The sequence below is a fragment of the Streptomyces sp. NPDC057445 genome (genome assembly GCF_042802855.1).
Lineage (GTDB): Bacteria > Actinomycetota > Actinomycetes > Streptomycetales > Streptomycetaceae > Streptomyces.
Genome location: NZ_JBHVDH010000001.1, coordinates 704,966 through 730,071, shown reverse-complemented (window position 1 = coordinate 730,071; position 25,106 = coordinate 704,966). Strand labels below are relative to the sequence as shown.

General features: G+C 71.8%; 19 protein-coding genes and 1 pseudogene. 7 read left to right on the top strand and 13 right to left on the bottom strand.

Going from position 1 to position 25,106, the window contains the following annotated elements:
• Positions 1-192: 192 nt before the first annotated feature.
• From ACFU5O_RS03280 to ACFU5O_RS03235, 10 genes are all read right to left on the bottom strand, one after another.
• Positions 193-1,467, bottom strand: coding sequence for a hypothetical protein (locus ACFU5O_RS03280; RefSeq protein ID WP_384235681.1), 1,275 nt, complete (start codon positions 1,465-1,467; stop codon positions 193-195).
• A 123-nt stretch (positions 1,468-1,590) separates the two neighbouring features.
• Positions 1,591-2,664, bottom strand: a complete 1,074-nt coding sequence (locus tag ACFU5O_RS03275; RefSeq protein WP_384235679.1) for a glutamate ABC transporter substrate-binding protein — start codon at positions 2,662-2,664, stop codon at positions 1,591-1,593.
• An 11-nt stretch (positions 2,665-2,675) separates the two neighbouring features.
• Positions 2,676-4,130, bottom strand: coding sequence for a hypothetical protein (locus tag ACFU5O_RS03270; RefSeq protein WP_384235677.1), 1,455 nt, complete (start codon positions 4,128-4,130; stop codon positions 2,676-2,678).
• Positions 4,131-4,426: 296 nt separating this feature from the next.
• Entirely contained in the window at positions 4,427-5,407 is a 981-nt protein-coding gene (locus tag ACFU5O_RS03265; protein ID WP_384235675.1) for an N-acetylglucosamine kinase, read from the bottom strand.
• Positions 5,404-6,711, bottom strand: coding sequence for a 6-phospho-beta-glucosidase (locus tag ACFU5O_RS03260; RefSeq protein WP_384235673.1), 1,308 nt, complete (start codon positions 6,709-6,711; stop codon positions 5,404-5,406). The genes ACFU5O_RS03265 and ACFU5O_RS03260 overlap by 4 nt, the downstream gene beginning before the upstream one ends.
• Positions 6,712-6,715: 4 nt before the next feature.
• Positions 6,716-7,630, bottom strand: coding sequence for a carbohydrate ABC transporter permease (locus ACFU5O_RS03255; protein ID WP_384235671.1), 915 nt, complete (start codon positions 7,628-7,630; stop codon positions 6,716-6,718).
• A 6-nt stretch (positions 7,631-7,636) separates the two neighbouring features.
• A complete protein-coding gene (locus ACFU5O_RS03250) occupies positions 7,637-8,617 on the bottom strand; it encodes a carbohydrate ABC transporter permease (protein WP_384235669.1) in 981 nt (326 codons plus the stop codon).
• 1 nt (position 8,618) lies between these two features.
• Complete coding sequence (locus ACFU5O_RS03245) at positions 8,619-9,956, bottom strand: ABC transporter substrate-binding protein (RefSeq protein ID WP_384235667.1); 1,338 nt, start codon at positions 9,954-9,956, stop codon at positions 8,619-8,621.
• A 60-nt stretch (positions 9,957-10,016) separates the two neighbouring features.
• A complete protein-coding gene (locus ACFU5O_RS03240) occupies positions 10,017-11,225 on the bottom strand; it encodes an ROK family protein (RefSeq protein WP_384235665.1) in 1,209 nt (402 codons plus the stop codon).
• Between the two features lie 150 nt (positions 11,226-11,375).
• Entirely contained in the window at positions 11,376-12,431 is a 1,056-nt protein-coding gene (locus tag ACFU5O_RS03235; protein ID WP_384236397.1) for a mechanosensitive ion channel family protein, read from the bottom strand.
• A 238-nt stretch (positions 12,432-12,669) separates the two neighbouring features.
• On the opposite strand from ACFU5O_RS03235, the gene ACFU5O_RS03230 reads away from it, so the two are divergent.
• Positions 12,670-13,206, top strand: coding sequence for an HNH endonuclease (locus ACFU5O_RS03230; protein ID WP_384235663.1), 537 nt, complete (start codon positions 12,670-12,672; stop codon positions 13,204-13,206).
• 662 nt (positions 13,207-13,868) lie between these two features.
• On the opposite strand, the gene ACFU5O_RS03225 is transcribed toward ACFU5O_RS03230, so the two are convergent.
• Positions 13,869-16,784 (bottom strand): beta-N-acetylglucosaminidase domain-containing protein, encoded by a 2,916-nt coding sequence (locus ACFU5O_RS03225; protein ID WP_384235661.1) that lies wholly within the window; start codon positions 16,782-16,784, stop codon positions 13,869-13,871.
• Positions 16,785-17,059: 275 nt separating this feature from the next.
• Between ACFU5O_RS03225 and ACFU5O_RS03220 the strand changes: the two genes are divergently transcribed.
• From ACFU5O_RS03220 to ACFU5O_RS03210, 3 genes are read left to right on the top strand one after another with little or no spacing between them, the layout of a single operon-like run.
• Positions 17,060-17,248, top strand: a complete 189-nt coding sequence (locus tag ACFU5O_RS03220) for a hypothetical protein (RefSeq protein WP_384235659.1) — start codon at positions 17,060-17,062, stop codon at positions 17,246-17,248.
• The gene (gene malQ, locus ACFU5O_RS03215) at positions 17,249-19,834 is read left to right on the top strand and encodes a 4-alpha-glucanotransferase (protein ID WP_384235657.1); all 2,586 of its coding nucleotides are present in this window, start codon (positions 17,249-17,251) and stop codon (positions 19,832-19,834) included.
• Between the two features lie 20 nt (positions 19,835-19,854).
• Complete coding sequence (locus ACFU5O_RS03210) at positions 19,855-20,085, top strand: hypothetical protein (RefSeq protein ID WP_384235655.1); 231 nt, start codon at positions 19,855-19,857, stop codon at positions 20,083-20,085.
• A gap of 142 nt (positions 20,086-20,227) precedes the next feature.
• Here the strand turns inward: ACFU5O_RS03210 and ACFU5O_RS03205 are convergent, their stop codons facing one another.
• Positions 20,228-20,770, bottom strand: coding sequence for a MarR family winged helix-turn-helix transcriptional regulator (locus tag ACFU5O_RS03205; RefSeq protein WP_384235653.1), 543 nt, complete (start codon positions 20,768-20,770; stop codon positions 20,228-20,230).
• Positions 20,771-20,925: 155 nt separating this feature from the next.
• Between ACFU5O_RS03205 and ACFU5O_RS03200 the strand changes: the two genes are divergently transcribed.
• Positions 20,926-21,861, top strand: a complete 936-nt coding sequence (locus tag ACFU5O_RS03200) for an EamA family transporter (protein WP_384235649.1) — start codon at positions 20,926-20,928, stop codon at positions 21,859-21,861.
• Between the two features lie 365 nt (positions 21,862-22,226).
• Here ACFU5O_RS03200 and ACFU5O_RS03195 read toward each other — a convergent pair whose 3' ends face one another.
• A complete protein-coding gene (locus ACFU5O_RS03195) occupies positions 22,227-23,438 on the bottom strand; it encodes a S8 family peptidase (RefSeq protein WP_384235648.1) in 1,212 nt (403 codons plus the stop codon).
• 479 nt (positions 23,439-23,917) lie between these two features.
• Between ACFU5O_RS03195 and ACFU5O_RS03190 the strand changes: the two genes are divergently transcribed.
• Both ACFU5O_RS03190 and ACFU5O_RS03185 read left to right on the top strand, forming a co-directional pair.
• Positions 23,918-24,592, top strand: coding sequence for a hypothetical protein (locus tag ACFU5O_RS03190; RefSeq protein ID WP_384235646.1), 675 nt, complete (start codon positions 23,918-23,920; stop codon positions 24,590-24,592).
• Between the two features lie 142 nt (positions 24,593-24,734).
• Positions 24,735-24,902: pseudogene (locus ACFU5O_RS03185) on the top strand (LysR family transcriptional regulator); the annotation flags it as partial.
• Positions 24,903-25,106 lie beyond the last annotated feature (204 nt).

Genomic DNA, 25,106 nt, shown 5'->3' with positions numbered 1-25,106 from the left:
GCACGACGGCCCTCGCGGTTGTCTTTCGCTCGCTTCTCCGCCCGCTCGGCGGATGTGCGGTCATCGTTGCCGTGTGCGGCCCGGAGGCCTCGCGTGCGTCGCTCGCGGGTGTCCTTTGCTCGCTTCTCCGCCCGCTCGGCGGATGTGCGGGCATCGTTGCCGTCCGGAGGCCGGAAGCCCCCCGCGGGTCGTTCATGACGGCCCCCTGCGATCGACGGGGCCCGACTGCCGGGGGATCAGGACCTCCGCCGTGGCCTGCTGATAGCGCAGCACCGCCTGCTCGGCGGCGCGCAGGTCGCAGGGCGCGCTCCACAGCATCCGGCGGGCCGCGTCGTACCGCTCGATGAGCAGCGGGTCCTCCGCCATTCCATGGCGGGCGACCTTCGCCCGGTACGCGTCGAGGCGGCCGCGCAGCTCGGCGCGGACCGCGAGCGGAGCCGTCACCGCCGTCAGCGACTCACGCGCACGCATCAGTTCGTCCTCGGCCGCCCGCTCCAGGGACTCCAGCAACGGCGACAACCGGTGCCACTGGGCGTGCCGACGGTACTCGGAGGCCGTGGCGAGCCGCTCCTGCAGGACTGTCGGGGGGCCGCTGACCGCGGGCACCTCCGACGCGGCGATCTTCGCCAGCACCTCGCCGCGCGCCGACCGCGCTTCCGTCAGGGTGCGGTCCGCGCGGGAGAGTATGTCCCGGAGCCGGATCAGCCGTTCCTCCGAGTCCTGGCGCACCGCCAGGACCGCCTCGATCTCCCGGCGCACGTCCTCCAGGGCGCGGGCCGCCCGGTCGTAGCGGTCGGTGTCGGGGCGGCCTCCGCCGGGCGCCGAACTGGCCGGCGCGGGCGCCCAGAAGGCCAGCGGATCGGACACCACCTGTGCGCGCAGGGCGGTCAGCTCATGCGTGATCGACTCCAGGTCGTCCCCCGCCGGATGCTCGCCCGGCCGGACCCCGACCGAGTACGCGAGCGAGCGCGTGCGCTGCAGCTCCGCGGACAGCAGATCGATCCGGGCGGGCAGCGCGGACCAGACCGCGTCCGCGGCCACCACCATGTCCAGCGAGCGCGCGTAGAGCTGGTTCATCCGACGTACCAGCTCCTCCAGCGTGAACCGCTCGGAGAGCCTGGCCGGGCCGGTGATCGTGGACGGCGCTGCCGCGGAGCTCGCGACGGTGACGCTCTGTCCACGGAGCCGGTCGGTCAGCGCCACCAGGTCGTCCCGGTTCGGCCAACGCCGCCGCGCCCGTACCTCGCGCGCGGCCGCCAGCGCGGAGGTGTACGCGTCGAAGTACCCCCACAGCAGGGTGATCGCCTGGTCGGTGGAGGCCCAGCGGTCCTTGGTGACCCCCGTCAGCTCGGCGCCCTCGAGCAGCCTGCGGCCCGCGTGGTCCTGCAGGGCCAGGAGCGAGGTCTCGACGGCTTCGTGCTCCTCGCCGAGCCGCGCCAACGCACGGTCCACCTCGTCCCGGTCCATCACCGGACCTGGGGCTCCCCCCGGTCGGCCGGGGGAGGGGTACGCGACGTCCATCGATCACCTCTCCGCTCGTGTTCATCGGATCAACTGCCGTGCGCCGCCGCGCCGTGCGTCCCGGCCGACTCAATTGTCCCGGTACTTCGGCGTCGGCGGGCCGGGTATCCCGGGGAGGTCCGCCTGCAGCCACTTGGTGTACGCCGTCATCCAGGGGCCCCCGCGGTAGCCGTCGAGCACCTTGTTGACCCGCCTGACGAGGTCGTCCTTGCCCAGTTTGGCGGCCACGCCGTAGTACTCGGTGGTGAAGGGCTTTCCGCCTTTCAGTTCGACGGCTGGATCCTGAGCAGCCTGGCCCGCCGCGAGGGCGGCGTCCGTCACGACCGCGTCGACCTCGCCGAGCTGGAGCCGCACCAGACAGTCCAGTTGGTTGGACACGGTCAGCCGGTCCTTGTCACCCGGCCCGCCGTCGTCCTCGTCCTTGAAGACCGCGCCGTACGAGTTCTTGACCAGTGCCTCGTAGGCCGTGGAACCCTCGGCGGAACAGACCCTGCGGCCCGCCAGTGACTTGTCGTAGCCGGTGATCGGGGACTCCCGGGGGGCGAGCACCTGCTGCCCCGTCTGGAAGTACGCCGTGGAGAAGGCGACCTGCTTGATCCGGGCGCAGTTGATGGTCATCGTCCGGACGACGAGGTCGACCGTGCCGTTGTTCAGCGCCGCGATGCGCTGATTGGTCGGGATGGCACGGAAGATGATGTCGTCGGGACTGCCGAGGATGTCATCGGCGATGGCCCGGGCGAGATCGATGTCGAACCCTTCCAGCTTTCCGTCCGCCGTCCGGTATCCCCAGCGGTAGCTGTTCTGGTCGACACCGACGATCAGCCTGCCGCGCCGCTTGATCTCGGCGATCGCGGGTCCGCCGGCGCCGGAAGGCCGCAGGGAGGCCTCCGGGCTGGTGCACCCGTCGGCCTTCGCGGGGACACTGACGGAGGACACCGCCCCTGCTACGTCCGGGGACGAGGAAGGGGGGCCGCCGTGTGCGAGGGGCAGCAGGGTCAGCGACGCGGTCAGCGCGCAGGCAGCCACCATCCCGGCAACACCGCCCCAGCCGCGGAGCCTGCGTACCGGCCGGGCAAGCGGCCGGGCGGCCGGGCCCGCGTGCGGCGTCACGCCCGGGCCTGAGCCGGACACCCCGTCCCTCATCTCTCGCCCTCTCACCGGTACTCCGAAAGCCTGCGCCCTATGCCCACGACCGCGCCCACAGCGCCGAGCACCGCCAGCACCGCAGCGCCGACGGGCAGCCCCGTCAGCGCCCCCCGGCCGTCCTCGGCGGACCGGGTGAACTCGGCCTGTTCATGGGCGAGTGCCTGCTCGAGGGCCGTGTCCACACGGTCGAAGGACTGGCCCGTGGAATCCTCGCCGCCGATCACCTTCGCCAGGGCGCCCTCGTAGTCGCCGGCTTTGTCGGTGTCGCCGGCCGACTTGTGGCGGGTCCGCCACTCGGAGACCGCGCCGGCGGCGGCCGTGACCGGGTCGAGGCCCGCGCCGTCGTCGGCGAGGCTCTCGGCACGGCCGAGGGCGGTGCTGAGCCGGTCCATGCCCGCCTTGTAGTCGGTCTCGTACTTGTCGCTCTTGCCGTCCGCCGTGAGCACGGCGCCCCGTGCGACCAGGGTCAGGTTCTCGTTGGCCCGGGCCTTCAGGCTGTTGATACGGGCGTCGTTGAGGACCTTCAGCGACTCCTGACCGTGCGCCCGTGCATTGTCGAGCTCGGCCCTGGCGACGGTGTGCCCGACGGCCAGCCACAGCAGCACCACCGTGGAGGCGGCGGTGGCCGCCAGCAGCCCGTGGTTGAACACCCGGTTCGTGCGCCGGTAGTTGCGGCGCTGTGCCACGAACAGACCGCCCAGCGCCGCCACGCCGACCACCAGTGACAGCAGGGGCCAGAGCCGGGCGTCGTCATGGTCCCCGTCGAGCCGCGACGTCTCAGCCTCGTACAGCTTCTGGGCGGCGGGCAGCAGTTCGGATGTCATCTGCTGGTTCGCGTACCGCAGATAGGCGCCGCCGAGGGGCAGGCCCAGCCGGTTGTTGGCGCGGGCCCGCTCCACCAGGCCGGTGTAGCGGGGGAGCTGCTCGTTGAGCGCGGCGATGTAGTGGCCCGACTCGCTCGAGCCGTCCGTGTTGGCCGCGGCCTTGACCAGCAGCCGGGACGCGTTGGCGATGTCCTTGCGATACCGCTCCCGCACCTCGGCGGGCTCCTGCGCACCGGCCAGGAAGCCGCTCGCCGCGGCCGTGTCGGCGTCGGCGAGCGAGCGGTAGATGCTCGCGGCGTCGGCGCTCAGCGGCTGGCTTCGGCCGACCACGTCATCGGCGGCGGAAGCACGGTCGGCGATCTCGAAGGCGGTAACGGCGCCGAACGCCACGACGAGCGCGGCCAGTACGGCACCGATGATCCGCAGCTTGCCCGGCTCCGTCGTCGCCGCCGCACGCAGCCGCGCCGTGGTCTCCGACCAGGCGCTGCGACGCGGGGGCGTGCCCGGAGGCGGCGCGGACCGGTCTCCCGACGGCAGCGAACCCGGCACCGGCGGCGACCCGGTGTGCCCCGGCGCGGGGACGGGCACGCCCTTCGGCACCGGCGGCGCGGGCGGCCCCGCGCTCGGCGTGTGTGTCACCTTGACCTCCCCCTCGGTCACTGACGGCGTCCCGCGCCCCACAGGCCGGGGGACGGCAGCCCGGCCAGCAGTATGGCCGCAGGGGCGCAATTCCACACCCAGGATTCACTGGATCTTGAGCTATCCCGTCGGTCCTCGTCAATGCCGCCAGTACTGCCCCCTACCCAAGCCCCCACCTTGAATACGCCGCCCGGGCCGGATCGGTTCCCCTCCCGGGGTCGCGAACTCCCGGGGAGCGGCGCCGGATACGTCCGCACCTCCCGGTCCGAAGGGCAGGGCAGGGCAGGGCACGCGCCTCAGCCTTCGTAGTGCTCCCGTAGCCGTGCCCGTGACCGCGCCGGTGCGCCGACCTCGTCCAGGCCCAGCAGCGCCGCCCCCAGTACCGGCGGGGCCGTCACCACGGACACGGTCACCTTCGGTGCCCTGACCGTCAGCAGTTCGGCGATCCGGGCGTCGAGACGGGGGTGACGGGCGGCCAGGACGCTTCCGCCCAGCACCACGGGCGCCGGCTCGTCCAGCAGCCCGAGCCGGCCCAGCGCGACCGTGGACATGGCGACCACCTCGTCCGCGAGCCGGTCGACGATCGCCCCGGCCACCGGATCGCCCGCCGCACCGGTGGCGAACAGCACCGGGGTGAGCTCGTGCTTGCGCGCCGCGGGGACACGGCCCAGATGCAGTGCCTCGATCAGCGCGTACATCGAGTCGAGACCGAAGTGCGCGGGCAGGGCGCGCGCCAGCTCCGTCGGCTCGCCGCGCCCGTCCTCGGCCCGGGCCGCGAACCACAGAGCCTCCTCGGCGAGACCCGCACCGCCGCCCCAGTCCCCGGAGATCCTGCCGATCGCGGGGAAGCGCGCGGTGCGGCCGTCCGGCAGCATGCCCACGCAGTTGATGCCCGCACCGCACACGACGGCAACGCCCCGGCGCTCCTCGACGCCCGCCCGCAGGACGGCGAAGGTGTCGTTGCGCACCTGCGCCGTACGGCCCCAGTCGCGCCCCCGCAGCGCGGCCGCGAGCACCTCCTCCTCGACGGGGAGATCGGCGTTGGCGAGGCAGGCCGACACGTGGTCGACGCCGTCGACGGCCGGGCCCCGGGCACCGGCGTCCGCCAGCGCCTCGGCGACCGTCGTGGCCAGCGCCTCGAAGGCGGCGTCGATGCCGGTGCGCGGCGGCTGGAAGCCGCCGCCGCGGCCGGTACCGAGCACCGACCCGTCCGAGGCGACCAGAGCCACGTCGGTCTTGCTGTTTCCCGCGTCGATGGCGAGGACTGCGGCGGTCATGCCCACGCGAGGTGCTCCCGGTTGTGTGCGATCAGCCGCTCCGTAAGCGCCTCCGCGTACGCGTACTGGCCGATCAGAGGATGGGAGAGGAGCGCCTTGAAGACGCGGTCACGACCGCCGTGCCGCGCCGCCTCCAGAGCCAGTTCCTCGTACGCGGTGACCTGGGCGATCAACCCGCGGTACAGCGGGTCGGGTTCGGGGACGGGCAGGGGGGTGGCGCCCGTCGTGCCGACGGCCGCCTGCACCTCGATCACGGCGTCGTCCGGCAGGAACGGCAGCGTGCCGTTGTTGTACGTGTTCACGACCTGGTACGGGCTGCCTCCCCCGCCGAGCAGCGAGGCGGCCAGATCGACCGCCGCCTCCGAGTAGAACGCCCCGCCGCGTCTGCCCAGCAGCGCGGGCTTCTCGTCGAGTGCGGGATCGCCGTACATCCGCAGCAGCTGCTGCTCCATCGCGGCCACCTCCGCGGCGCGCGAAGGCTTGGTACGCGCCTCCCGTACGACCTCGTCGTGCGCGTAGAAGTAGCGCAGATAGTACGAGGGCACCACGCCGAGCCGGTCGATGACCGGGCGCGGCAGGCGCAGGTCCTCGGCGATGGCGTCGCCGTGCACGGCGAGCAGCTTGGGCAGGACGTTCTCGCCCTCGGGGCCACCGAGGCGCACACCGGTCTCCCAGGTGAGGTGGTTGAGCCCCACATGGTCCAGATGCACATCGGCGGGCCCCACACCCAGCAGCCCCGCGAACTTCCGCTGGAGGCCGATCGCCACGTTGCACAGTCCGACGGCCTTGTGACCGGCCTGGAGCAGTGCCCGGGTCACGATGCCCACCGGGTTGGTGAAGTCGATGATCCAGGCATCCGGGCTGGTGCGCCGCACCCGTTCGGCGATGTCAAGCACCACCGGAACCGTGCGCAGGGCCTTGGCGAGGCCGCCCGCGCCCGTCGTCTCCTGGCCGACGCAGCCGCACTCCAGCGGCCATGTCTCGTCCTGAAGGCGTGCGGCCTGACCACCGACGCGCAGCTGCAGCAGTACGGCGTCGGCGTCGGCCACGCCCGCGTCCAGGTCGCCGGTGGTGGTGACGACCCCAGGATGTCCCTGCCTGGCGAAGATCCGCCGGGCGAGTCCGCCGATCAGCTCCAGCCGGTCGGCCGCCGGGTCGACGAGGACGAGTTCACCGACCGGGAGGGTGTCCCTCAACCGGGCGAAGCCGTCGATCAGTTCAGGTGTGTAGGTGGATCCGCCACCCACGACTGCGATCTTTGCCGGCCGGGGGTTCGGGGGTTGTCCCCCGATCGAGTGCAGCATGGTGTCAGCCCTTCACTCCGGTCAGTGTCACGCCCTCGATGAAGGCCTTTTGCGCGAAGAAGAACACGACGATCACCGGGGCCATGATCATCACAGTCGCTGCCATCGTCAGGTTCCAGTCCGTCTGATGGGCCCCCTTGAAGGACTCCAGGCCGTAGGACAGCGTCCACGCCGCGGGGTTCTCGGAGGCGTAGATCTGCGGCCCGAAGTAGTCGTTCCAGCAGTAGAAGAAGTGGAACAGCGCGGACGCGGCGATGGCCGGCCTGGCCATCGGCAGCACGACCCGGACCATCGTGCGCAGTTCGCCGCAGCCGTCGATCCTCGCGGCCTCTGTGTACTCGCGGGGGATCGTCAGCAGGAACTGGCGCATCAGGAAGATCGTGAACGCGTTGCCGAACGCGAACGGAATGATCAGTGGCCAGAGCGTGCCGGCCAGATCCAGCTGCTTGGCCCAGAACAGATACATGGGCACGATGACCACCTGTGGCGGCAGCATCATCGCCGCGATCACCAGCATCATCATCAGGTTCCGCCCGCGGAAGCGGAACTTCGCGAGCGCGTACGCCACAGGGAGGCTGCTCGCCACGGCCAGCACGGTGCCGAGCCCCGCGTACAGCAGGGTGTTGCGCCACCAGGTGAGGAAGCCGGGGGTGTTCCACACGGTGGCGAAGTTGCCCCACTCCCAGGTGTGCGGCCACAGATCGCGGGTGAGTGCCTGGTCGTCGCTCATCACCGCGGTCAGGAACACGAACACGAAGGGCAGCAGGAAGAACAGGGCCGCCGCGATCGCCAGTGAGTGGACCGCGACCCACTGCAGGGCGGCTCTGCGCCGCGCCGCCCGGCGGGCAGCGGTGCCGCCCGTCACGGCGGACGCCGGGGCCCCGGTCCCGCGGGAGGAGGAGAGTGTCGTCCGGGTCATCGTCGTTCAGTCCTCCGCCGCCATGAAGCCGCTGCGCCGGCGCATCAGGAACACGGTGAACGCCATGGCCAGCGCGAACAGCACCAGCGCCACCACGCTCGCCGCCCCGGTGTCGAAACGCTGGAAGCCCAGGTTGTAGACGACCTGAGGAACGGTCAGCGTCGACTTGTCGGGATAACCGGGCTCGAAGTGCTGGCCGGAACCGCCGATCACTCCACTGGCCACCTTCGCGGCGACCAGCGGCTCGGTGTAGTACTGCATCGTGGCGATCACTCCGGTGACCACCGCGAACAGCACGATCGGCGAGATATGGGGCAGCGTCACATGGCGCAAGCGCTGCCAGGCGTTCGCGCCGTCGAGTTCGGCCGCCTCGTACTGCTCCTTCGGTACGTCCAGCAGCGACGCCATGAAGACGACCATGAGATCGCCCACGCACCACAGCGCGAGCAGGGTGAGTGAAGGCTTCGACCAGTCCGGGTCGTTGAACCAGTCGGGCTCACCGAGTCCGAGCCCGCCCAGAATCGTGTTGGCCGGACCCGTGCCCGGGTTCAGCAGGAAGACGAACGACATCGTCGCCGCGACCGGCGGCGCCAGATATGGCAGGTAGAACAGGGTGCGGAAGAGCCCCGCCCCTGTCCTGACCTTGGTGATCAGCAGCCCGATCCCGAGTCCGAACACGACGCGCAGCGTCACCATCACCAGCACGAGCCACAGCGTGTTGCGCAGCGACGGCCAGAAGAACGGGTTGTCCTGGAAGACGTACGCCCAGTTCTTCAGGCCCACCCAGGTGGGCTTGGTGAACCCGTCGTACTCCATGAAGGAGAAGTAGACGGTCGAGACCAGCGGATAGGCGAAGAACACGCCGAACCCGACCAGCCAGGGCGAGAGGAAACCGAGGGTGCGAAGCGCCGACCTCCGGCGCTTGGCGGCCAGGGCGCCACGGCCGGCCTTCGCCCTCGTTGCCGCTGAGAGGGGAGCGGTGGCCATGTCAGCGGGCCTGCTCGTTGTCCTTGTCGACCTGGGCGTCGTTCTTCTTCAGGAGCGCGTCCAGGTCCTTCTCCGCGCCCTTCTCGTACACCAGAGCGTTGTCCTGGAGGGTGAGCAGGAAGGCTCCGCCGTTGACGGAAGAAGGGGCGTGCGAGCTCTTCGGGTGCTGGGCGATGTTCACGAACGTGCGGTACAGCGGGTCGTCGTCCAGCTTCGGCGACTTCAGCGCGTCGACGGTCGACGGCACGTTGTGGATGGCGTTCGCGAAGGAGACGACCGCGTCGGTGTCGGTGGAGAGGTACTTCACCAGCTCCCACGCGGCGTTCTTCTTCGGGCTGTTGCTCGCGATGCCCAGGACCGTGCCGGACAGATAACCCTTGCCGTAGTCGGCCACCTGGTCGTCCGGCACCGGGAACGGCGCGGCGCCGATCCTGAAGGCCAGCTTCGCGTCCGAGGCCATCTTGCCGCGCCACTCGCCGTCCATCTGCATGGCGACCTGACCGGTGTGGAACGGGTGCTTCGGGCCCCACTCGTCACCGAGACCGGTGCGGAACCTGTTCAGCTTCTGATATCCGCCCAAGTCATCCACCAGCTTCTTCTGCCAGGTGAACAGTGACCTGACCGCAGGGTCCGACGCGGTGGCGGACCTGCCGTTCCCGTCGACGTACGTGAGACCGAACTGGCCCCCGTAGTGCTCGACGGTGGTCTCGTAACCCTGGTAGAGCGGCATGAAGCCCAGCCGCTCGAAGCCGTCCCCCTTGGCCTTGGTGAGCTTCTTCACGGCCGCGTCGAACTCCGAGAGGGTCTTGGGCGGGGCCTTGATCCCGGCCTCCTCGAAGGCGTCCTTGTTGTAGTACAGGCCGTACGCGTCCCCGAGCAGAGGCACGGTGCACCGGGTGCCGTCGTGCTCGGTGTACCTGGCCATCTGCGGCAGGAAGGTCTTCCCGGGGTCTATCTTCGACTTCTCCAGGAACGGCTTCAGATCGGTGAGCGCCTTGGAGGAGCAGAACCGCCCCACGTTGTCCGTGGTGAAGGACGACACCACGTCCGGAGCGTTCGAACCGCCGGTCCTCAGTGCCTGATTGAGCTTGTCGTCCGTGATGCCCTTGACGACCTTCACCTTGATGTTGGTGTGCGCGGCCTCGAAGGCCTTGATGTTCTCCTCGATCGCCCTGACCTCGCTCGGTGCGCTCCAGCCGTGCCAGAAGGTGAGCGTGGTCCGCGCCTTCGGGTCGTCGTTCGCGGCTGCGCCGTTCGACCCCGTGCAGGCGGTCGCGAGCAGGGCTGTGGAGGCGGTCGCTGCCAGCGCGACGGCGGTCTTCCGGCGGATTGAGGGCATGGCGGTCTCTCCCTGTGGCGGGTCCGGGGCAGAAGGGGGTTCCTCGGGAGGTGCGGGGGCTCAGCGCGAGGTGTCGAAGACCTCGTCCCGGGTGGCCGTCAGGGCGCTCTCCAGCGCCCCGCGGAGCACGGGATGTTCCTGTACGTCGCCGATCACGAGACGGGGGCGCGACGCGGCCAGTTCGGCGAGCTCCGCCTGGACGCGTTCGCGCAGCGGCTCGCCCCCGGCGAGGATCAGCCCGCCGGAGAGAACGACGAGCTCGGGGTCGAGCACGGCGATCATGGAGGCGAGACCGGTGGCCAGGCCGGTCCCGACCGAGTCGAGCAGACCGCGGTACGCCGCTGTGCGCCCGGCGTCCGCCGCGGCCCGCGCGAGCAGCTCGCTCGCGACCTCCGCGTGCGGCCCGTGCCCGATGTCCTCGATGCCGAGGTCCCGGGCGAGCCGGGGCACCGTCTGCGCGCCGGCCAGCTCCTGGAAGCCGCCACTGCCTGCCTTGGAGACCTGCCGCACCAGCGGAGTACCGGGCACCGGCAGAAAGCCGACCTCGCCGGCGCCGCCGGTGAAGCCGCGGTGCAGCCGTCCGCCCATGACGAGGGCGGCGCCCAGCCCCTCCTCGTTCCACAGGAGGACGAAGTCGTCGTGGCCGCGGCCCGCGCCGAGCCGCTGTTCGGCCACGGCGACCAGATTGACGTCGTTCTCGTACTCGACCGGCATCGGCAGCACCGCGGCCAGCTCGTCGAGCAGGGTGGGGGAGTGCCAGCCGGGCAGATGGGAGGCGTATCGCAGCCTCCCGGTCGAGGGGTCGAAGGCGCCCGGAGTCCCGATGACGAGCCGGTGCACATCGGCGCGGGTGATTCCGGCGGCTTTCACGGCTCCGTCGAGGGCCTCGGTGACCTGGCGTACGACACTGTCGGCACGCCGCCCCGGGGTTCTCACGACGGACTCGCCCGCCGTCGCGCCGGTGAGGTCGGCGACGGCGGCGCGGATACGCCGCGGGGTCACATCGAGCCCTGCGGCGAAAGCGGCTCGCGCGTTGACGGCGTACAGCTGTGCGTTCGGACCCGGCCGGCCCTCGGTCGTCCCGGTGGCGACGACCAGGCCCGCGGCCTCCAGCCGCGCCAGCAGCTGGGAGGCGGTGGGCTTGGAGAGGCCGGTCAGCTTGCCGATCCGGGTCCGCGACAGCGGCCCGTGTTCGAGCAGCAGATCGAGCGCCGCGCGGTCGTTCATGGCGCGGAGCACGCGCGGGGTTCCCGGGGTGGTACCGGCCATGACGCACCTGCCCTTGGCACTGTTAGGAAAGTTTCCTATTCGGTGGCAGGACGGTAAGCGGACCGTCAGTTGCCCGTCAATACCCCGGAACGCGGGCCACCCCCGCGGCAACCAAGTCGTTACCCGCGGGGGTGGCCCGTAAAGCGGCGGCTACTTCGAAAGATTCGACGCCGGGGCGAGCGGGGACGCCGCCACCGACTGCGGCGAGGTCGCCGACGCGTACGCCGAGGGGGCCGCGATGGTCGCCGTCGGGTCCTTGACCGGCTGCTCGTCGCCCGCCTGGAGCGGCAGACCGCCCACGATCCGGATGCCCGCCGCGTCGAAGGCGCGCTTGATCCGCCAGCGCAGTTCGCGCTCCACACCGAGCGCCTTGCCCGGCATCGTCTTCGCGGAGACCGAGACCGTCATCTGGTCCAGCAGCACCTCCGTCAGGCCCAGCACCTCGACCGGGCCCCACAGGCGCTCGTTCCAGGGCTCGTCCTCCGTCATCGTCGAGGACGCTTCCTCGATGATCTTGCGCACCCGGTCCAGGTCCTCGGTCGGCCGTACGTTCACGGCGACGGACGCCGTGGCCCAGCCCTGGCTCAGGTTGCCCACCCGCTTGACCTCGCCGTTGCGGACGTACCAGATCTCGCCGTTGTCCCCACGCAGCTTGGTGACCCGCAGGCCGACCTCGATCACCTCACCGGAGGCGACACCCGCGTCGACCGAGTCGCCGACGCCGTACTGGTCCTCGAGGATCATGAACACGCCGGACAGGAAGTCCGTGACCAGATTCCGGGCGCCGAAGCCCAGCGCCACGCCCGCGACGCCGGCGGAGGCGAGCAGTGGCGCCAGGTTGATGTTCAGGGCACCGAGGATCATCAGGCCCGCCGTGCCCAGGATCACGAACGACGCGACCGAGCGGAGCACCGAGCCGATGGCCTCGGACCGCTGCCGACGGCGCTCCGCGTTCACCAGCAGTCCGCCGAGGGCGGTGCCCTCGACCGCCTGGGCGCTGCGGTTCATCCGCTCTATCAGCTTGGTGAGCGCACGGCGGACGGCGATCCGCAGCAGAACGGCGATCACCACGATCAGGAGGATGCGCAGGCCCACACTGAGCCAGGTGGACCAGTTCTGTTCCACCCAGCCCGCGGCGTTGTTGGCCCTCTCCGCGGCCTCGTCGAGACTGACGGGCGGGGCGGACGGATCGGCGGCCAGGGACACGGCGGGTACCTCCAGGGCGTTCGGCGGTCCAACCACAGTAACGGCGCCTTCGCCGTGACTCGGCCGTTATCTTCAGGGGAGAGACAAGGCTCACCCCGGGCGGGCTGTGTGGGCGACGGCACACAAATCGTTCCGGCCCGTTACGGGGACGTAGTGGCGCTACGACCAGGCAGGAGGAGAGACTGGAACAGATCGTCCCGGCGCGAGCCACGCGCCGCCGGCGTACAAGGAGGCATCCGTGCCGCATGTCCTGGTCCTCAACGCGTCGTACGAGCCGCTCGGCGTCGTACCGCTCCACCGCGCGCTCGTCCTCGTCCTCGAGAACAAGGCCATCTGCCTCGAGGAGTCCGGCGCCTTGATGCACAGCGCAACCCGAGTGATCCCCGCGCCCAGCGTGGTGAGGCTCAAGCGCTTCGTGCGGGTCCCCTACCGGGGGCCCGTTCCACTTACCCGGCGCGCGCTCTTCGCGCGTGACGGTGGCCGCTGCATGTACTGCGGTGGCGTCGCAACCAGCGTCGACCACGTCATTCCGCGCAGTCGCGGAGGTCAGCACGCCTGGGAGAACGTGGTGGCGGCCTGCCGCCGCTGCAACCACGTCAAGGCCGACCGGCACCTGCGCGAGCTGGGCTGGCGGCTGCGGCACCAACCGGCTCCGCCGAGCGGCCTGGCCTGGCGCATCATCGGCACGGGGCATAGGGATCCGCGCTGGCTGCCATACCTGCAGCCGTACGGCGCGGACGACGCGATGGCCCGGATCGACGGCATCTCTGCCTGACGAGTCCGGGCCTTCACGTTGGCCGCGGGGCGCTGCGGGTCCGCTGCGCGGTGCGGGTGCGGGTGCGGTTGTCGTGGTGGGCCGGTACGGGTCCGCCTGCGCGGTGCCGGTGCGGTTGTCGGGGTTGGCCGGGACCGTAACAGCACCGGTGTGTCCGTCCTCAATCGCCGGACGGGCTTGGGCGGGGGCTGTGGGTGGGTGGTGGGGCGGGGCCCCTCCGGGCTCGACTCCTCGGGGACGGCGGCGTACCGCCCACCTCGCAGGCAACCAGTAGTCCCGCCGTCCCCTGCGGGGCCGACCCTGCACGGCCCCGCCCCTGGCGCGTTCCCGACTGCCGCCCGGAAGGTGGTTCACCCGACACACGGCGATCGGCCCACCGCCCCTGGCCACGAGGGGGGCCGTGGAGAGGTCGTGTCCGGGACACTAAAGCGTGATTTGTGGCGCGGCGCGGGCGCTGTCCTTTGAGGTACCGGTCGGCGCGCCGTAAATCATGCCGTCCCGGATGCGAGCCCCGGAACGGCCCCCAACGCCCACCACCCGGTCCGGGCCGACCCCGACAACCTGAGCCCGTCCGGCGCTTGAGGACGGACACACCGGCCAACGACCACGGCACCGGCCGAGCCCGACCACGTAACCCCCCGAACCGCAAGCGCAGCGCCCCGTCAGCCCCCCGTCACCGCGTACGCCTCCGCCGACCACAGCGAGTACCCGTACTCCGTCGCCCGTGCATCCCCCTGCACCCGGACGAAGCGGACCCCGGGTGCGTCCATGCGTACCGTCTCGCGTCCCCCGCGCCCGTCACGCACCGTCGCCGCCGTGCGCCAGGTGCGCCCGTCCGCGGAGACCTGGATGCGGTACTTCGTGGCGTGGGCGTCCTGCCAGTGCAGCACGACCTGACCCACCCGGGCGGGCGCCGACAGCTCCGCCTGCCACCACGCGCCGTCCTGGGCCGGCGAGGACCATCGCGTTCTGGGGTCCCCGTCCGTCGCCGCGGACGCGGGAAAGTCGGAGGTCTCGTCGCCGGACGACGAAGGGGACGCGGTACGGAGCAGATCCGGCCCGCCCGTCTTCGGGTACGCCCGGACCGTGAGCGTGCGCTCCTCGCCGCCGAAGGCGAACGGCACCTGGTACTCCCCCGACGGGGTCCCCGGCGGCACGGTCACCTCGACGGGAACCGCGGTGCGCGTGCCCCGGGGCACGCGCACCTCCTTCGGTACCGCCACCGTGATGCCCTTCGGCGCCTTCGCGGTGAGCGCGCCCCGTACCTCGTCGGGCCGCCGCGCGTCGACGTACGCCTCCGTGCGCTGCGGTCCGCCGCCGATCGGGGCGTCCAGTTCACCCCGTACGAGCGCGAGCCGCGCCTGGGGTTCGTCCGCGAACCACGGCACGAGCCGCCGCACCTGCGGAGCCGCGTCGCCGGACCACACGATCCGGACGGCGTCCGTGCGCAGCCCGGCCGTCCTGGCCTGGGTCCAGCCGGACGCGCTGAGCGGGCCGATCCGTCGCCAGCCCTCTCCCGGCACATGCGCCTCGAGCGTTCCTGCGGACCCGTCGGCTCCGGGCTCGGCCATCGCGGTGACCGCTTCGACGTGCCGTGCCCGTTCCAGCCGTACCGTGTACACGGAGTCGGTGCGGCTGACCGACCCGGCCTTGCGGTCCGCGCCCGTCCACGCCGCGGACTGCTTTCCGGCGCGGTCCAGGAACGGATCCAGCACGCCCTTGCCGACCGTCACATGGCGGCTGCCGATCGCCTCGCGCACCGGAGCCAGCGCCAGAGAGGCCCGCCAGGCCGCCTCCCCTTCACCGCGGGCCTGCGCCTCCAGCATGTCGACGGCGATCTCACCGGCCTGCCCGTAGCGGGCCAACTGGTCCAGCCACGGCCCCACTTCGGTCTCCAGCGCGGCCAGCCGCCGCGGCGATTCCCGCATGACGGTGAAGGCGGCCCGCAGCCGCCGGGCCGCCTCGTCCCTCGCGGCCGCGTCGGTGGTGGTCCGGGACCGCCAGAACTCGGCGATCAGCGGCCGCAGATACCCGGACTCGTCCGGGCTGAGGATCGAGGAGGCATGGTTGCCGGCGAGTGCGCGCAGCGCTTCCAGGGTCTTCGGATCGCCGCCCGCGAGGTCGGCGGTCGCCGCCTCCCAGGACTGCTGCGGCTGGTACCCCTTGGGGTTCCAGGCGTAGTCGGCGGCGGTGAAGAGCGGGATACGGGACGCCGTGGCCTGCTCCATCGCGTTGGCGAGCAGCGCGGCCGAACCGGTCGCGACGGCCGGCTCCCGTCCCCTGTAGGGGCCGAGGAAGATGCGGTCCTGCGCGTAGTCGTTGACCGGGTAGTTGTCCATGGTGACCAGGGGATGCCGGAAGACCTCGCGTGCCCCGGCCAGCTCCCGCCCGGTGATGGTGCGGGGCACGACACCGACGCCGGTCCACGCGACCTGGACCCGGGCGTCGAGCCGCTCGGCCAGCGCCCGCCGGTAGTCGGTGGCACCGTCCTGGTAGTACTCGGTCGGCATGAGCGTGAGCGGCTCCGCGCCCGGATGGCGTTCGGCGAGATGCCGCGCCAGTTCCCCGGCCAGCGAGGAGTGCGCGGCCGCCGCGGCCTCCGGGCCCGAGCCGAATGCGTCCGCGTCCCGGTCGCAGTGCCACTCGCTGTAACTGACGTCCTGGAACTGCAGCTGGAAGGCGCGCACCCCGAGCGCCCACATCGCGTCGAACTTGCGCTTGAGCGCCTTGATGTCGTCGCCGGAGGCCAGGCACATGGACTGCGCGGGGGCGACGGCCCAGGCGAGCGTCACATGGTTGCGGCGGGCGCGTTCGGCGAGCTCCCGGAACTCGGCGCGCTGGGCGGCGGGATACGGCTCACGCCAGCGTGCCTGCCGGAACGGGTCGTCACCGGGGGCGTACAGATAGCGGTTCTGCTTGGTGCGGCCCATGAAGTCGATCTGCGCCAGACGCTGTTCCCGGCTCCACGGCTGACCGTAGAAACCCTCCGTCATGCCCCGTACGGCCGTACCGGGCCAGTCGCGCACGACGACCCCGGCGACGGAGCCGTCCTTGATCAGTTGTCGGAGCGTCTGTGCGCCGTGGAACAGTCCGTCGCCGCCGGCCCCGTCCAGGGCAACGGTGTCGCGGCCGGCGACCCGGCCCACGCCGAGGCGGTAGCCGCCGGCGGGCAGATCGGCGCGTTCGGGCGCACGCAAGGCGCGCAGCGCGTCCTGCGCATCGTTTCCGCCGAGACGGACCAGTGGTCCGCGGCCGGGGAGCGCGGTGTGCACGGTCCGTACCCCGGCTGCGCGCAGTGCGTCACGGATCGCCTCGACGGCGTACGGGTCGGTGCCGGGGGCCGCGAGGAGCGTGGCCTCCTTGCCGAGGGGGACGGCGGGCCCGGCGGCGACGAGCTTCTGCGGCCGCGGCCAGACGGACGGCAGCGCCGTCTCGCCCTCGCCCTCGCGCTCCGGCGCGGTGGTGGCAGGGGCGTCCGGCGCGCCCGGCGCGGCGACGGCGGGAGCCGTTCCGAGTAGTCCGCCGATGACGGCCACGGCGACGGCGGTCGCCGTCTGCTTGCTGCGCCCGAACCGCACGTACGGCTCCCCTCGCCACCGGTGTCCGCTGTTGCGTCCGTCGAAGTTCTTCTCGAATCGGATGCGAGCCCACCACCCGCGCACTGAAGGTGTCAATGCGGCTGCCGGTTGTGTCCCCTATGCCCATCGGCTGTTCACCGGCGCGCGGGGGCCTCTCAACTCCCGTACGTGGAGCAGAATGTGACACGGAACACGTTGACGAACGGTCTACGTCTGCGGCCGTGCCCGCTGGGTAGGGCTGCCATGTCCTGTTGACCAACCTTAGGAGGCCACCAGTGGCCGCTCCCGCACAGCTTCTGCTCCCTGCCCTGTCCAAACAGGTGCCCGGCCCTCTGACGAGCGAGCCGCCGCTCGCCGACGCCGCACCGCTGACCAGCGAGCCGCCCCTTGCCGCGGCCGCACCTCTCACGAGCGAGCCCACCGCCCCCGGCATGGCCGGCGGCACGGAGTCCCCAGGAGTCTGAATGGGCCTGGCCCGCCTGGCCGCGCTGCACGGTGTCGCCATGACCCACTCGCCGTCGACGGGCGTCACCGTTCCCGTCCCCGAGACCACGGTGGTCTCGGTCCTCGCCGCGCTGGGCGTGGACGCCTCGACGCCGGAGGCGGTCAGGGCCGCCCTCGCCGCGGCCGACGCCGCTGCCGCGGACCGGCTGCTCCCCGCGACGGTGGTGCTGTGGCTCCCTGAGCCCGGCTCCCCGGTCGCGCTCCCGCACGGCACGCGGGTGCGGGTCCGCCTGGAGGACGGAGGGACCCGGGAGTGGCGCGAACCGCGCGACGGCGCCTCCGCCGGGACGGTGCCGCCCGCCGCGTCCCCGGGCGCCCCCGACCCGGTCCCGGTGGTGCGCGACGCCGTGGCCCAGGCCGTCGCGCACCCTGACGCCGCAACGGCGGCGCCACCCACCGGCCGGGGTGAGAGTCCCGGCACCGCCGCGTCCCCGGGCGCCCCGGGCCCGGTCCCGGTGGTGCGCGACGCCGTGGCTCAGGCCGTCGCGAACCCCGAGGCCGCAACGGCGGCAACACCCACCGGCCGGGGTGAGAGCCCCGGCACCGCCGCGTCCCCGGGCGCCCCGGACCCGGGCCCGGCGGTACGCGACGTCGTGGCCCAGGCCGTCGCGAACCCCGACGCCGCAGCGGCGGCGCCCGCCGGGGATGCCGCCGGGCGGCCCGCGGGCCCCGGCCTGGGACCCGCCGAAGGCCCGGCGCCCCGGACCCCGGCCGCCGGTTTCCGGCCGTCCGCAGGTGCCGCAGCCTTACCGGACGGGTGGGCACAGCTGCCTCCAGGCGTCCACCGGCTGGACGTGTACACGGTGGACGGACGCACGGCGCGGGCGACCCTCGTCGTCGCGCCCGAAGCGGTGGCGCAGCCCCAGGGGCGGGCGCACGGGTTCCTGGTGCAGCTCTACTCACTGCTGTCGGCCCGCTCGTGGGGCATGGGCGACCTCGGGGACCTCGCCGAGCTCGCGTCCTGGGCTGGACGGGCGCTCGGGGCGGGCTTCGTCCAGGTGAATCCGCTGCATGCGGCGGTGCCGGGTGCGCCGACCGATCCGTCCCCGTACCGCCCGAGTTCGCGCCGCTTCCCCGATCCCGTACATCTGCGGATCGAGGACGTCCCCGAATACGCGTACGTCACAGGCCAGGACCGCGTCAGGCTCGACGCGCTCGTCGAGAAGGCCGCAGGACTGCGGACCTCGGTCCTGGACAAGGGCGCCCTGATCGACCGCGATGCCGTGTGGGAGCTCAAGCTCCAGGCTCTGGAGCTCGTGCTGCGTGTCCCGCCGGGGCCCGGCAGACGGGCCGAGTACTGCGATTTCCTCGCCGCGCAGGGCCAGGCGCTGGACGACCACGCCACCTGGTGCGCATTCGCCGAGGTGTACGGATCCGACTGGCACGCCTGGCCCGCGGGTCTGCGCGATCCACGGTCCACGGAGACCGGGCGGGCCAGGCGCGAACTGATGGACCGGGTCGACTTCCACTGCCGGCTCGCCTGGCTGACCGACGAGCAGCTCGCCGCCGCCTCGCGTGCCGCCCACGACGCGGGCATGGGCGTCGGCATCGTCCATGACCTCGCGGTGGGAGTCCATCCGGGCGGCGCGGACGCCTGGGCGCAGCAGGACGCCTTCGCCGGAGGGATGTCGATCGGCGCGCCCCCGGACGCGTTCAACGCCCGTGGCCAGGACTGGGGCCTGCCCCCCTGGCGCCCGGACGTCCTCGCCACCTCCGCATACGCGCCGTATCGCGGACTGCTGCGTGGCCTGCTCCGCCATGCGGGTGCTCTGCGCCTGGACCATGTCATGGGGCTGTTCCGGCTCTGGTGGGTGCCGGCCGGCGCCGAGCCGACGCAGGGCACGTACGTGCGCTACGACGCCGAGGCCATGCTCGCCGTCCTCGTCCTGGAGGCGCACCGGGCGGGTGCGGTCGTCATAGGGGAGGACCTCGGCACGGTGGAGCCCGGCGTACGAGAGGCCCTTTCGCGGCGGGGTGTGCTCGGCACGTCCGTCCTCTGGTTCGAGCGGGACTGGAGCGGTACGGGCCGTCCGCTGGCCCCCGAAGGCTGGCGCGAGGGCTGTGTGGCGACCGCGACCACCCACGATCTGCCGTCGACCGCCGCCCGCCTCACCGGTGAGCATGTCGCGCTGCGCCACCGGCTCGGCCTGCTCACCCGGCCGCTGGAGCAGGAGCGTACGGACGACTCCGCGGAGGTCGCGGAGTGGCTGGCGTATCTGGCCCGGCTGGGACTGCTGCCCGAGGGCGCGGGCACAGAGGAGGGCGGGATTCGCGCGGTCTACCGCTTTCTGCGGCGTACTCCCGCCCGCATGGTCGGCGTCTGGCTGCCGGACGCGGTGGGCGATCGCAGGCCACAGAATCTGCCGGGCACGTGGGACCAGTATCCGAACTGGCGGCTGCCCGTCGCCGACGCGGACGGCCGTCCGCTGACCCTGGAGGATCTGGCCGCTTCCCCCCGGCTGCACGGGCTGATGGACGTGTTCCGGGCGTCGGAACCGGAGGGGGAGGAGCCCCGTACGGGTACCCCGGGCGCGCGGCCCGCATAGCCGTTCGCTACGTTTGCACCGTGGACAAGAAGAACGCCCTGCGCGCCGGCGCCATCACGGCCGGTACGACGCTGATGATGCTGCTCATGTCGTCCCCCGCGCTCGCGGTGGTGCGCGACGACGGCGACGACCCGGGACCCGGCCTGAGCGTGGCCGAGACGGTCGGCCTGTTCGTTCTGGCGCCGATCGCTCTGTTCGTCGTCATCTGCGGTCTGGTGATGGTCCTCGACAAGTCGAGGAAGCAGGCCTGACACCCACGTCGTGACGTCGCGAGGACGCCGTACGGTCGCTACCGTGCGGCGTCCTCGCGTTTCCCGCTTTCGACGAGCGGACCGTTCGGGCCCGCGCTCGCCGGACGTCCGAGCCCCGCTCGCCTGCCGTTCGGGCCCGCGCTCATGCCCCCATCGAGCCCAGAAGCTTCCGCAGCAGCCCCGACAGCTGCTCCGCCTCCTCGGCGTCGAGCGCGCCTTCCAGTGCCTTCCGCTGCGCATCGAGCCCCGCCACCACGGCACCGTCCACCACCTCACGTCCCCGCTCGCTGAGCGTCACACGCAGGCCGCGCCGGTCGTGCGGGTCGGGGCTCCGGCTCAGCAGTCCGGCGCGTTCCAGCTTGTCCAGCCGCCCGGTCATCCCGCCCGTCGTCAGCATCAGCGTCGCCGACAGCTGACGTGGGGAGAGCGTGTAGGGCTCTCCTGAGCGCCGGAGTGTGGCCAGGACGTCGAACTCGCCGCGCGAGATCCCGAACGGCGCGTACGCCGTGTCGATGCGCAGAGCGATGGCGTGCGACAGCCGGTAGATCCGCCCGAAGACGGCCATCGGCACCGTGTCGAGTTCGGGGCGTACGGCGGCCCATTGAGCGGTGATCGCATCCACCGGGTCCAGCGGGGTGGGGCGGGCTCCTGAGGAGGACTCGGGGGACGCTGCGGGAGGGGGCATGGAAGCAGTCTCGCGCTCTCTCCGGTTGCTGACAAGCAAGTGAATTCTGAATAAGTAGCTCTTAAGCAAGTAGCTTAGCGCTAAGCTACTTATGGCCAAGCTTCCTTTGTCTTCTCCTGTCTCCTCTTGTCTCCTCTTGTCCACGAAGGGCCCTCATGTCCTCGCGCAAGGCCGCCGTCATAGCCGTCACCGCGCTCGCTCCGGTCTCCTGGGGCTCCACCTACGTGGTCACCACCGAGTTCCTGCCGCCCGACCGGCCCCTGTTCACCGGTCTGATGCGCGCCCTGCCCGCCGGTCTTGCCCTGCTCGCACTCACCCGGGTACTGCCGCGCGGTACCTGGTGGATGAAGTCCGCGGTGCTCGGCGCGCTCAACATCGGGGCGTTCTTCCCGCTGCTGTTCCTCGCCGCCTACCGGCTGCCCGGCGGTGTCGCAGCCGTCGTCGGCTCGGTCGGTCCGCTCTTCGTCATCGGCCTCGCCGCCCTGCTGCTGGGCGAGCGCCCCACCGCGCGCGGCACGCTGGCCGCGATCGCCGCGGCCTTCGGCGTCAGCCTCGTCGTCCTGAAGGCAGGGGCGACGCTGGACCTCGTGGGTGTCCTCGCCGGGCTCCTCTCGTCCGCCTCGATGTCCGCGGGCACGGTGCTCACCAAGCGCTGGGGCCGGCCCGCGGGGGTCGGGCCGCTCGCCATGACCGGCTGGCAGCTCACGGGCGGCGGGCTGCTGATCGCGCCGGTCGCCCTTCTCGCGGAGGGCGCCCCGCCGTCGCTGGACGGCCGGGCCGTCGCCGGGTACGCCTATCTCGCCCTGGCCAACACCGCCGTCGCGTACTGGCTCTGGTTCCGCGGGATCGAGCGGCTCACGGCGACCTCGGTCACCCTCCTCGGGCCCCTCTCACCGATCACCGCCGCCGTCATCGGCTGGGCGGCGCTCGGCCAGGATCTGACGCCGGTACAACTGCTGGGGATGGTGGTCGCGTTCGCCGCCACGGCCCTCGGCCAGCTCGCTCACCGACCTGCCGGATCTTCCGGTTCGACTGAAGGGAACGGCCGGAAGGACTCGATGGACCTGAGCGATCCGGTGCTACGACGGTAGCTTCCACGACCAGGATTCCCCGCCAGGGGAGAGGCCGAGGGGTTACTCCGCTCAGGCGCGGCATCACCTTTCTCTTCACGACGTTCGTGCCCGGCGCGCTGATGCTGCTGCCCGCGCACGGGATCAGCCTCGCCGTTCAGGGAGGCTTATGGCCCGCGCCCGGGACGGTCGTGCGTGGCCCTGCTCTCGTTCGCCGTCGTCGGCGAGCCCCTCGGGCCGCCCGAGCGGCGTGCCTGGTGCTGGGGGCCGGACAATCTCGCGCCCGGCACGGTCCCGTCCGGTGGGGTTCGACCCGGCGTGAGCCCCACCGGTGAGCACTGCCCGGCAGGAGAGGCCGGGCAGTGCTCACAGGGGTGATGGTGGGATCAGAGTCCGCCGGTGAACAGCAGGCGGTTGGGTGAGCCCTTGGTGGCGTTCTGGACCACGTTCTCGGTGGCCTGGCCGACGACCCAGTCGGCGACGGTCTGGACATTGGCGGTCGGGTTCGCGCCCCGGTAGAGCGCGGCCACCCCCGCCACATGCGGAGACGCCATCGACGTACCGTTCATGACGGTGCTTCCGCCGCCCATCAGCGCCGAGGTGATCTCGCTGCCCGGGGCGTAGAGATCGAGACACTCGCCGTAGTTGCTGAAGTCGGTCTCGTTGTCCATACGATCGGTCGCGCCGACCGTGAGGACATTGGCGGCGCTCGCGGGCGAGACACCGCAGGCGTTCTTGGCGGAGTTGCCGGCGGCGATGACCGGCAGGACGCCGCTGGCGAAGACCGCGTCGGCGGCGGCGTTCGCGGAGGGTGACTTGGCGCCGCCGAGCGAGGCGTTCAGCACGGCGGGCTGCTGGGCGTTCCTGGCGACCCAGTCGAGACCCGCGATGATCGCGGACCACGAGCCTTCGCCGTTGCAGTTGAGCACGCGGACGCTGACGACGTTGGCCTTCGGCGCGACCCCGTACGTCGCTCCGGCCGCCGTCGCGGCGACATGTGTGCCGTGCCCTTCGCAGTCCCGTCCCAGACGGCCGTCGCCGACGGCGTCGAACCCGAGGACGGCACGTCCGCCGAACTCGCTGTGGCCATAGTCGATACCGGAGTCGACGACATAGATGGTGACGCCTTCGCCTGCGGACTTGGCTCCGAACTTCCCGTCGAGCGGAAGCTTCCGCTGATCGGAGCGGTCGAGTCCCCAGCTCGTCGCGGTGTCCACCCGGCCGACCCCGCCGGGGTCGTCGGCACTGTGCGCGGCCACCTTCGAGTCCTCCTCCACGGCTGCCACGCCCGGCACCATCCGCACCGCCTCGAGCTGTTCCGCGTTCAGCGCCGCGGAGAAGCCGCGCATGGCCCGGTTGTAGGTGTACCGCCGCTTCACCCCGGCCTGCCGCGCGACCTCCGCCGCGTCGGCGCCGGTGTTCAGCGAGACGATGTAGCTGCCTCTCAGCGGCTCGTCCGCCAGGTGCAGGGGGGCGGGTCCAGGGGAGGGTCTGGACGTATGACCGTGTGTGTGACCCTGGGCCTCGGCCGGCCCCGGGGCGGCGAGGGCGAGGGCGGCGAGCAGCGCGGCGGCCCCGCAGCGCGCGAACAGTCGCATGAGTACTCCATTCCGAAAGATGATCACGTCACCGGTTTCTTCGACCTGGCCGCGCCCGCACTTGAGCCCCTGGTCGGCCGTTCGCCCATGCGGCGGCGGATCCCCGTCCGCCTGGCGCCGGGCATGCGTCCGCGCGGTGGCCGCCGGCCGCCTCCGCGGGCGATGACGGATGATCAGCTCGCCCGGTCGACCGGGCGGCGGAGACCTGGTGACGGCCGATCAGGTCCGTGGCGACGCCTGCCCGCCGCGTCCGGCACGGCACGGTGCCGCCGGGGGTCGTCGAGGGACGCCCCGTACGAGTCGCTGCACAGCTGTTTTCGGATCAACTACAACTTTGCCTTTTCTTGGTGTGGTTGAGCCGTTTGTTGGGACAACCTCGCACGCAACAGGCGGTGACCGCTGTTCCACTTCGGGGCGTCCAAGTCCCCTGGGGCGTGTGCAGGTTCACCGACCCCCCGCACAGTTCGAAAGGCACCACAATGACCAAGAACCGCTTGATACGCCACGGAGGCCGGTTACTGGCCGCGACAGTGGCGGCATGTGGAATCGCGTCGGCGACCACCTCTGCCGCGGTCGCCGACGAACAGCCGACACGGGAACAGCTCATGGCGGACTGCGCCTCGGGCGAGGGCAAGTGCACCTTCAACTCGCCCGAGCTCGGCAAGGCGTACCTCGGCACGTTCCGTCAGGTCTCCGACTCGCTCTTCAACTGCAGCAGCTCGGACGCCGCTCAGTCGATGACCTGGAACGACACCGTGGGCTCCACGGACTCGGTCGGCGTCTCGGTCACCGCGGGCGGAAAGATCGCGGGCATCGTGGACCTGAGTGTGACGGCGAGCTACAACCACAGCTGGTCGAGCACCCACTCGGAGACCAGTTCCCTGAACATGACGGTGAAGCCCGGTGAGGTGGGCTGGATCTCCCGCGCCCAGGTGATGCAGCAGGTCACCGGCACCTGGCAGACCCACTACGACAGCCCCAAGTGGGGTCACTACTACTGGTTCTTCGAGGACACCATCACCGGCCCTGCCGACAACGGCACGGACGGCACGAGCAACGCCGTGGTCGTCAAGAGCCGCAAGATGACCGCCGCCGAGAAGAAGTCCTGCTCCGCCGGCTCCCGTGCGGGCAGGGCATTCGTCAAGCAGCACTGATCCATCGCGCACCTGGTGCGCACACGGCCCCTGTCCTGCCCCTCGGGGGCGGGACAGGGGCTTCCCACCGCACCGGGTGGGGCGGCAGGACAGGCCGTAGGTTGCCTGCGCGGCCGAGTGGGACAGGTGGGACGTCGAGAACCTGCGGATCCTGCGCCTGCTGCGGGACCGCGGCACCGTGACCGCGACCGCCGAGGACCTGCTCATGACGCCGTCGGCCGTGTCGCCGCAGCTGACGAACCTTGCCGAGCAGCTCGGTGTGTCGCTGCTGGAGGCGCAGGGGCGGCGCGTACACCTCACGGATGCCGCGCCGGCCGCGACCGCGCCGCGCGTCCTGGACGCCGACCGGCCGCGCCGGCACATGGTGGCCGCGGTACGGCGCGGCTCGGAGGAGGGTGCGGGCGTGGCACACGTACTGGAGGCGCTGACGAGGTGGCCGGGTCCCGGCCACGAACCCCCGGAGCCTGAGGAGACGGAACTCTCCGCGGCAGGGCGGCAGGGCGGCAGCGGCAGG

Bases quoted from the DNA above. Each gene is read 5' to 3' on its own strand.
- ACFU5O_RS03280 (WP_384235681.1), bottom strand. From the start codon at position 1,467: ATGGACCGGGACGAGGTGGACCGTGCGTTGGCGCGGCTCGGCGAGGAG.
- ACFU5O_RS03275 (WP_384235679.1), bottom strand. From the start codon at position 2,664: ATGAGGGACGGGGTGTCCGGCTCAGGCCCGGGCGTGACGCCGCACGCG.
- ACFU5O_RS03265 (WP_384235675.1), bottom strand. From the start codon at position 5,407: ATGACCGCCGCAGTCCTCGCCATCGACGCGGGAAACAGCAAGACCGAC.
- ACFU5O_RS03260 (WP_384235673.1), bottom strand. From the start codon at position 6,711: ATGCTGCACTCGATCGGGGGACAACCCCCGAACCCCCGGCCGGCAAAG.
- ACFU5O_RS03255 (WP_384235671.1), bottom strand. From the start codon at position 7,630: ATGACCCGGACGACACTCTCCTCCTCCCGCGGGACCGGGGCCCCGGCG.
- ACFU5O_RS03250 (WP_384235669.1), bottom strand. From the start codon at position 8,617: ATGGCCACCGCTCCCCTCTCAGCGGCAACGAGGGCGAAGGCCGGCCGT.
- ACFU5O_RS03245 (WP_384235667.1), bottom strand. From the start codon at position 9,956: ATGCCCTCAATCCGCCGGAAGACCGCCGTCGCGCTGGCAGCGACCGCC.
- ACFU5O_RS03240 (WP_384235665.1), bottom strand. From the start codon at position 11,225: ATGGCCGGTACCACCCCGGGAACCCCGCGCGTGCTCCGCGCCATGAAC.
- malQ (WP_384235657.1), top strand. From the start codon at position 17,249: ATGGGCCTGGCCCGCCTGGCCGCGCTGCACGGTGTCGCCATGACCCAC.
- ACFU5O_RS03205 (WP_384235653.1), bottom strand. From the start codon at position 20,770: ATGCCCCCTCCCGCAGCGTCCCCCGAGTCCTCCTCAGGAGCCCGCCCC.
- ACFU5O_RS03200 (WP_384235649.1), top strand. From the start codon at position 20,926: ATGTCCTCGCGCAAGGCCGCCGTCATAGCCGTCACCGCGCTCGCTCCG.
- ACFU5O_RS03195 (WP_384235648.1), bottom strand. From the start codon at position 23,438: ATGCGACTGTTCGCGCGCTGCGGGGCCGCCGCGCTGCTCGCCGCCCTC.
- ACFU5O_RS03190 (WP_384235646.1), top strand. From the start codon at position 23,918: ATGACCAAGAACCGCTTGATACGCCACGGAGGCCGGTTACTGGCCGCG.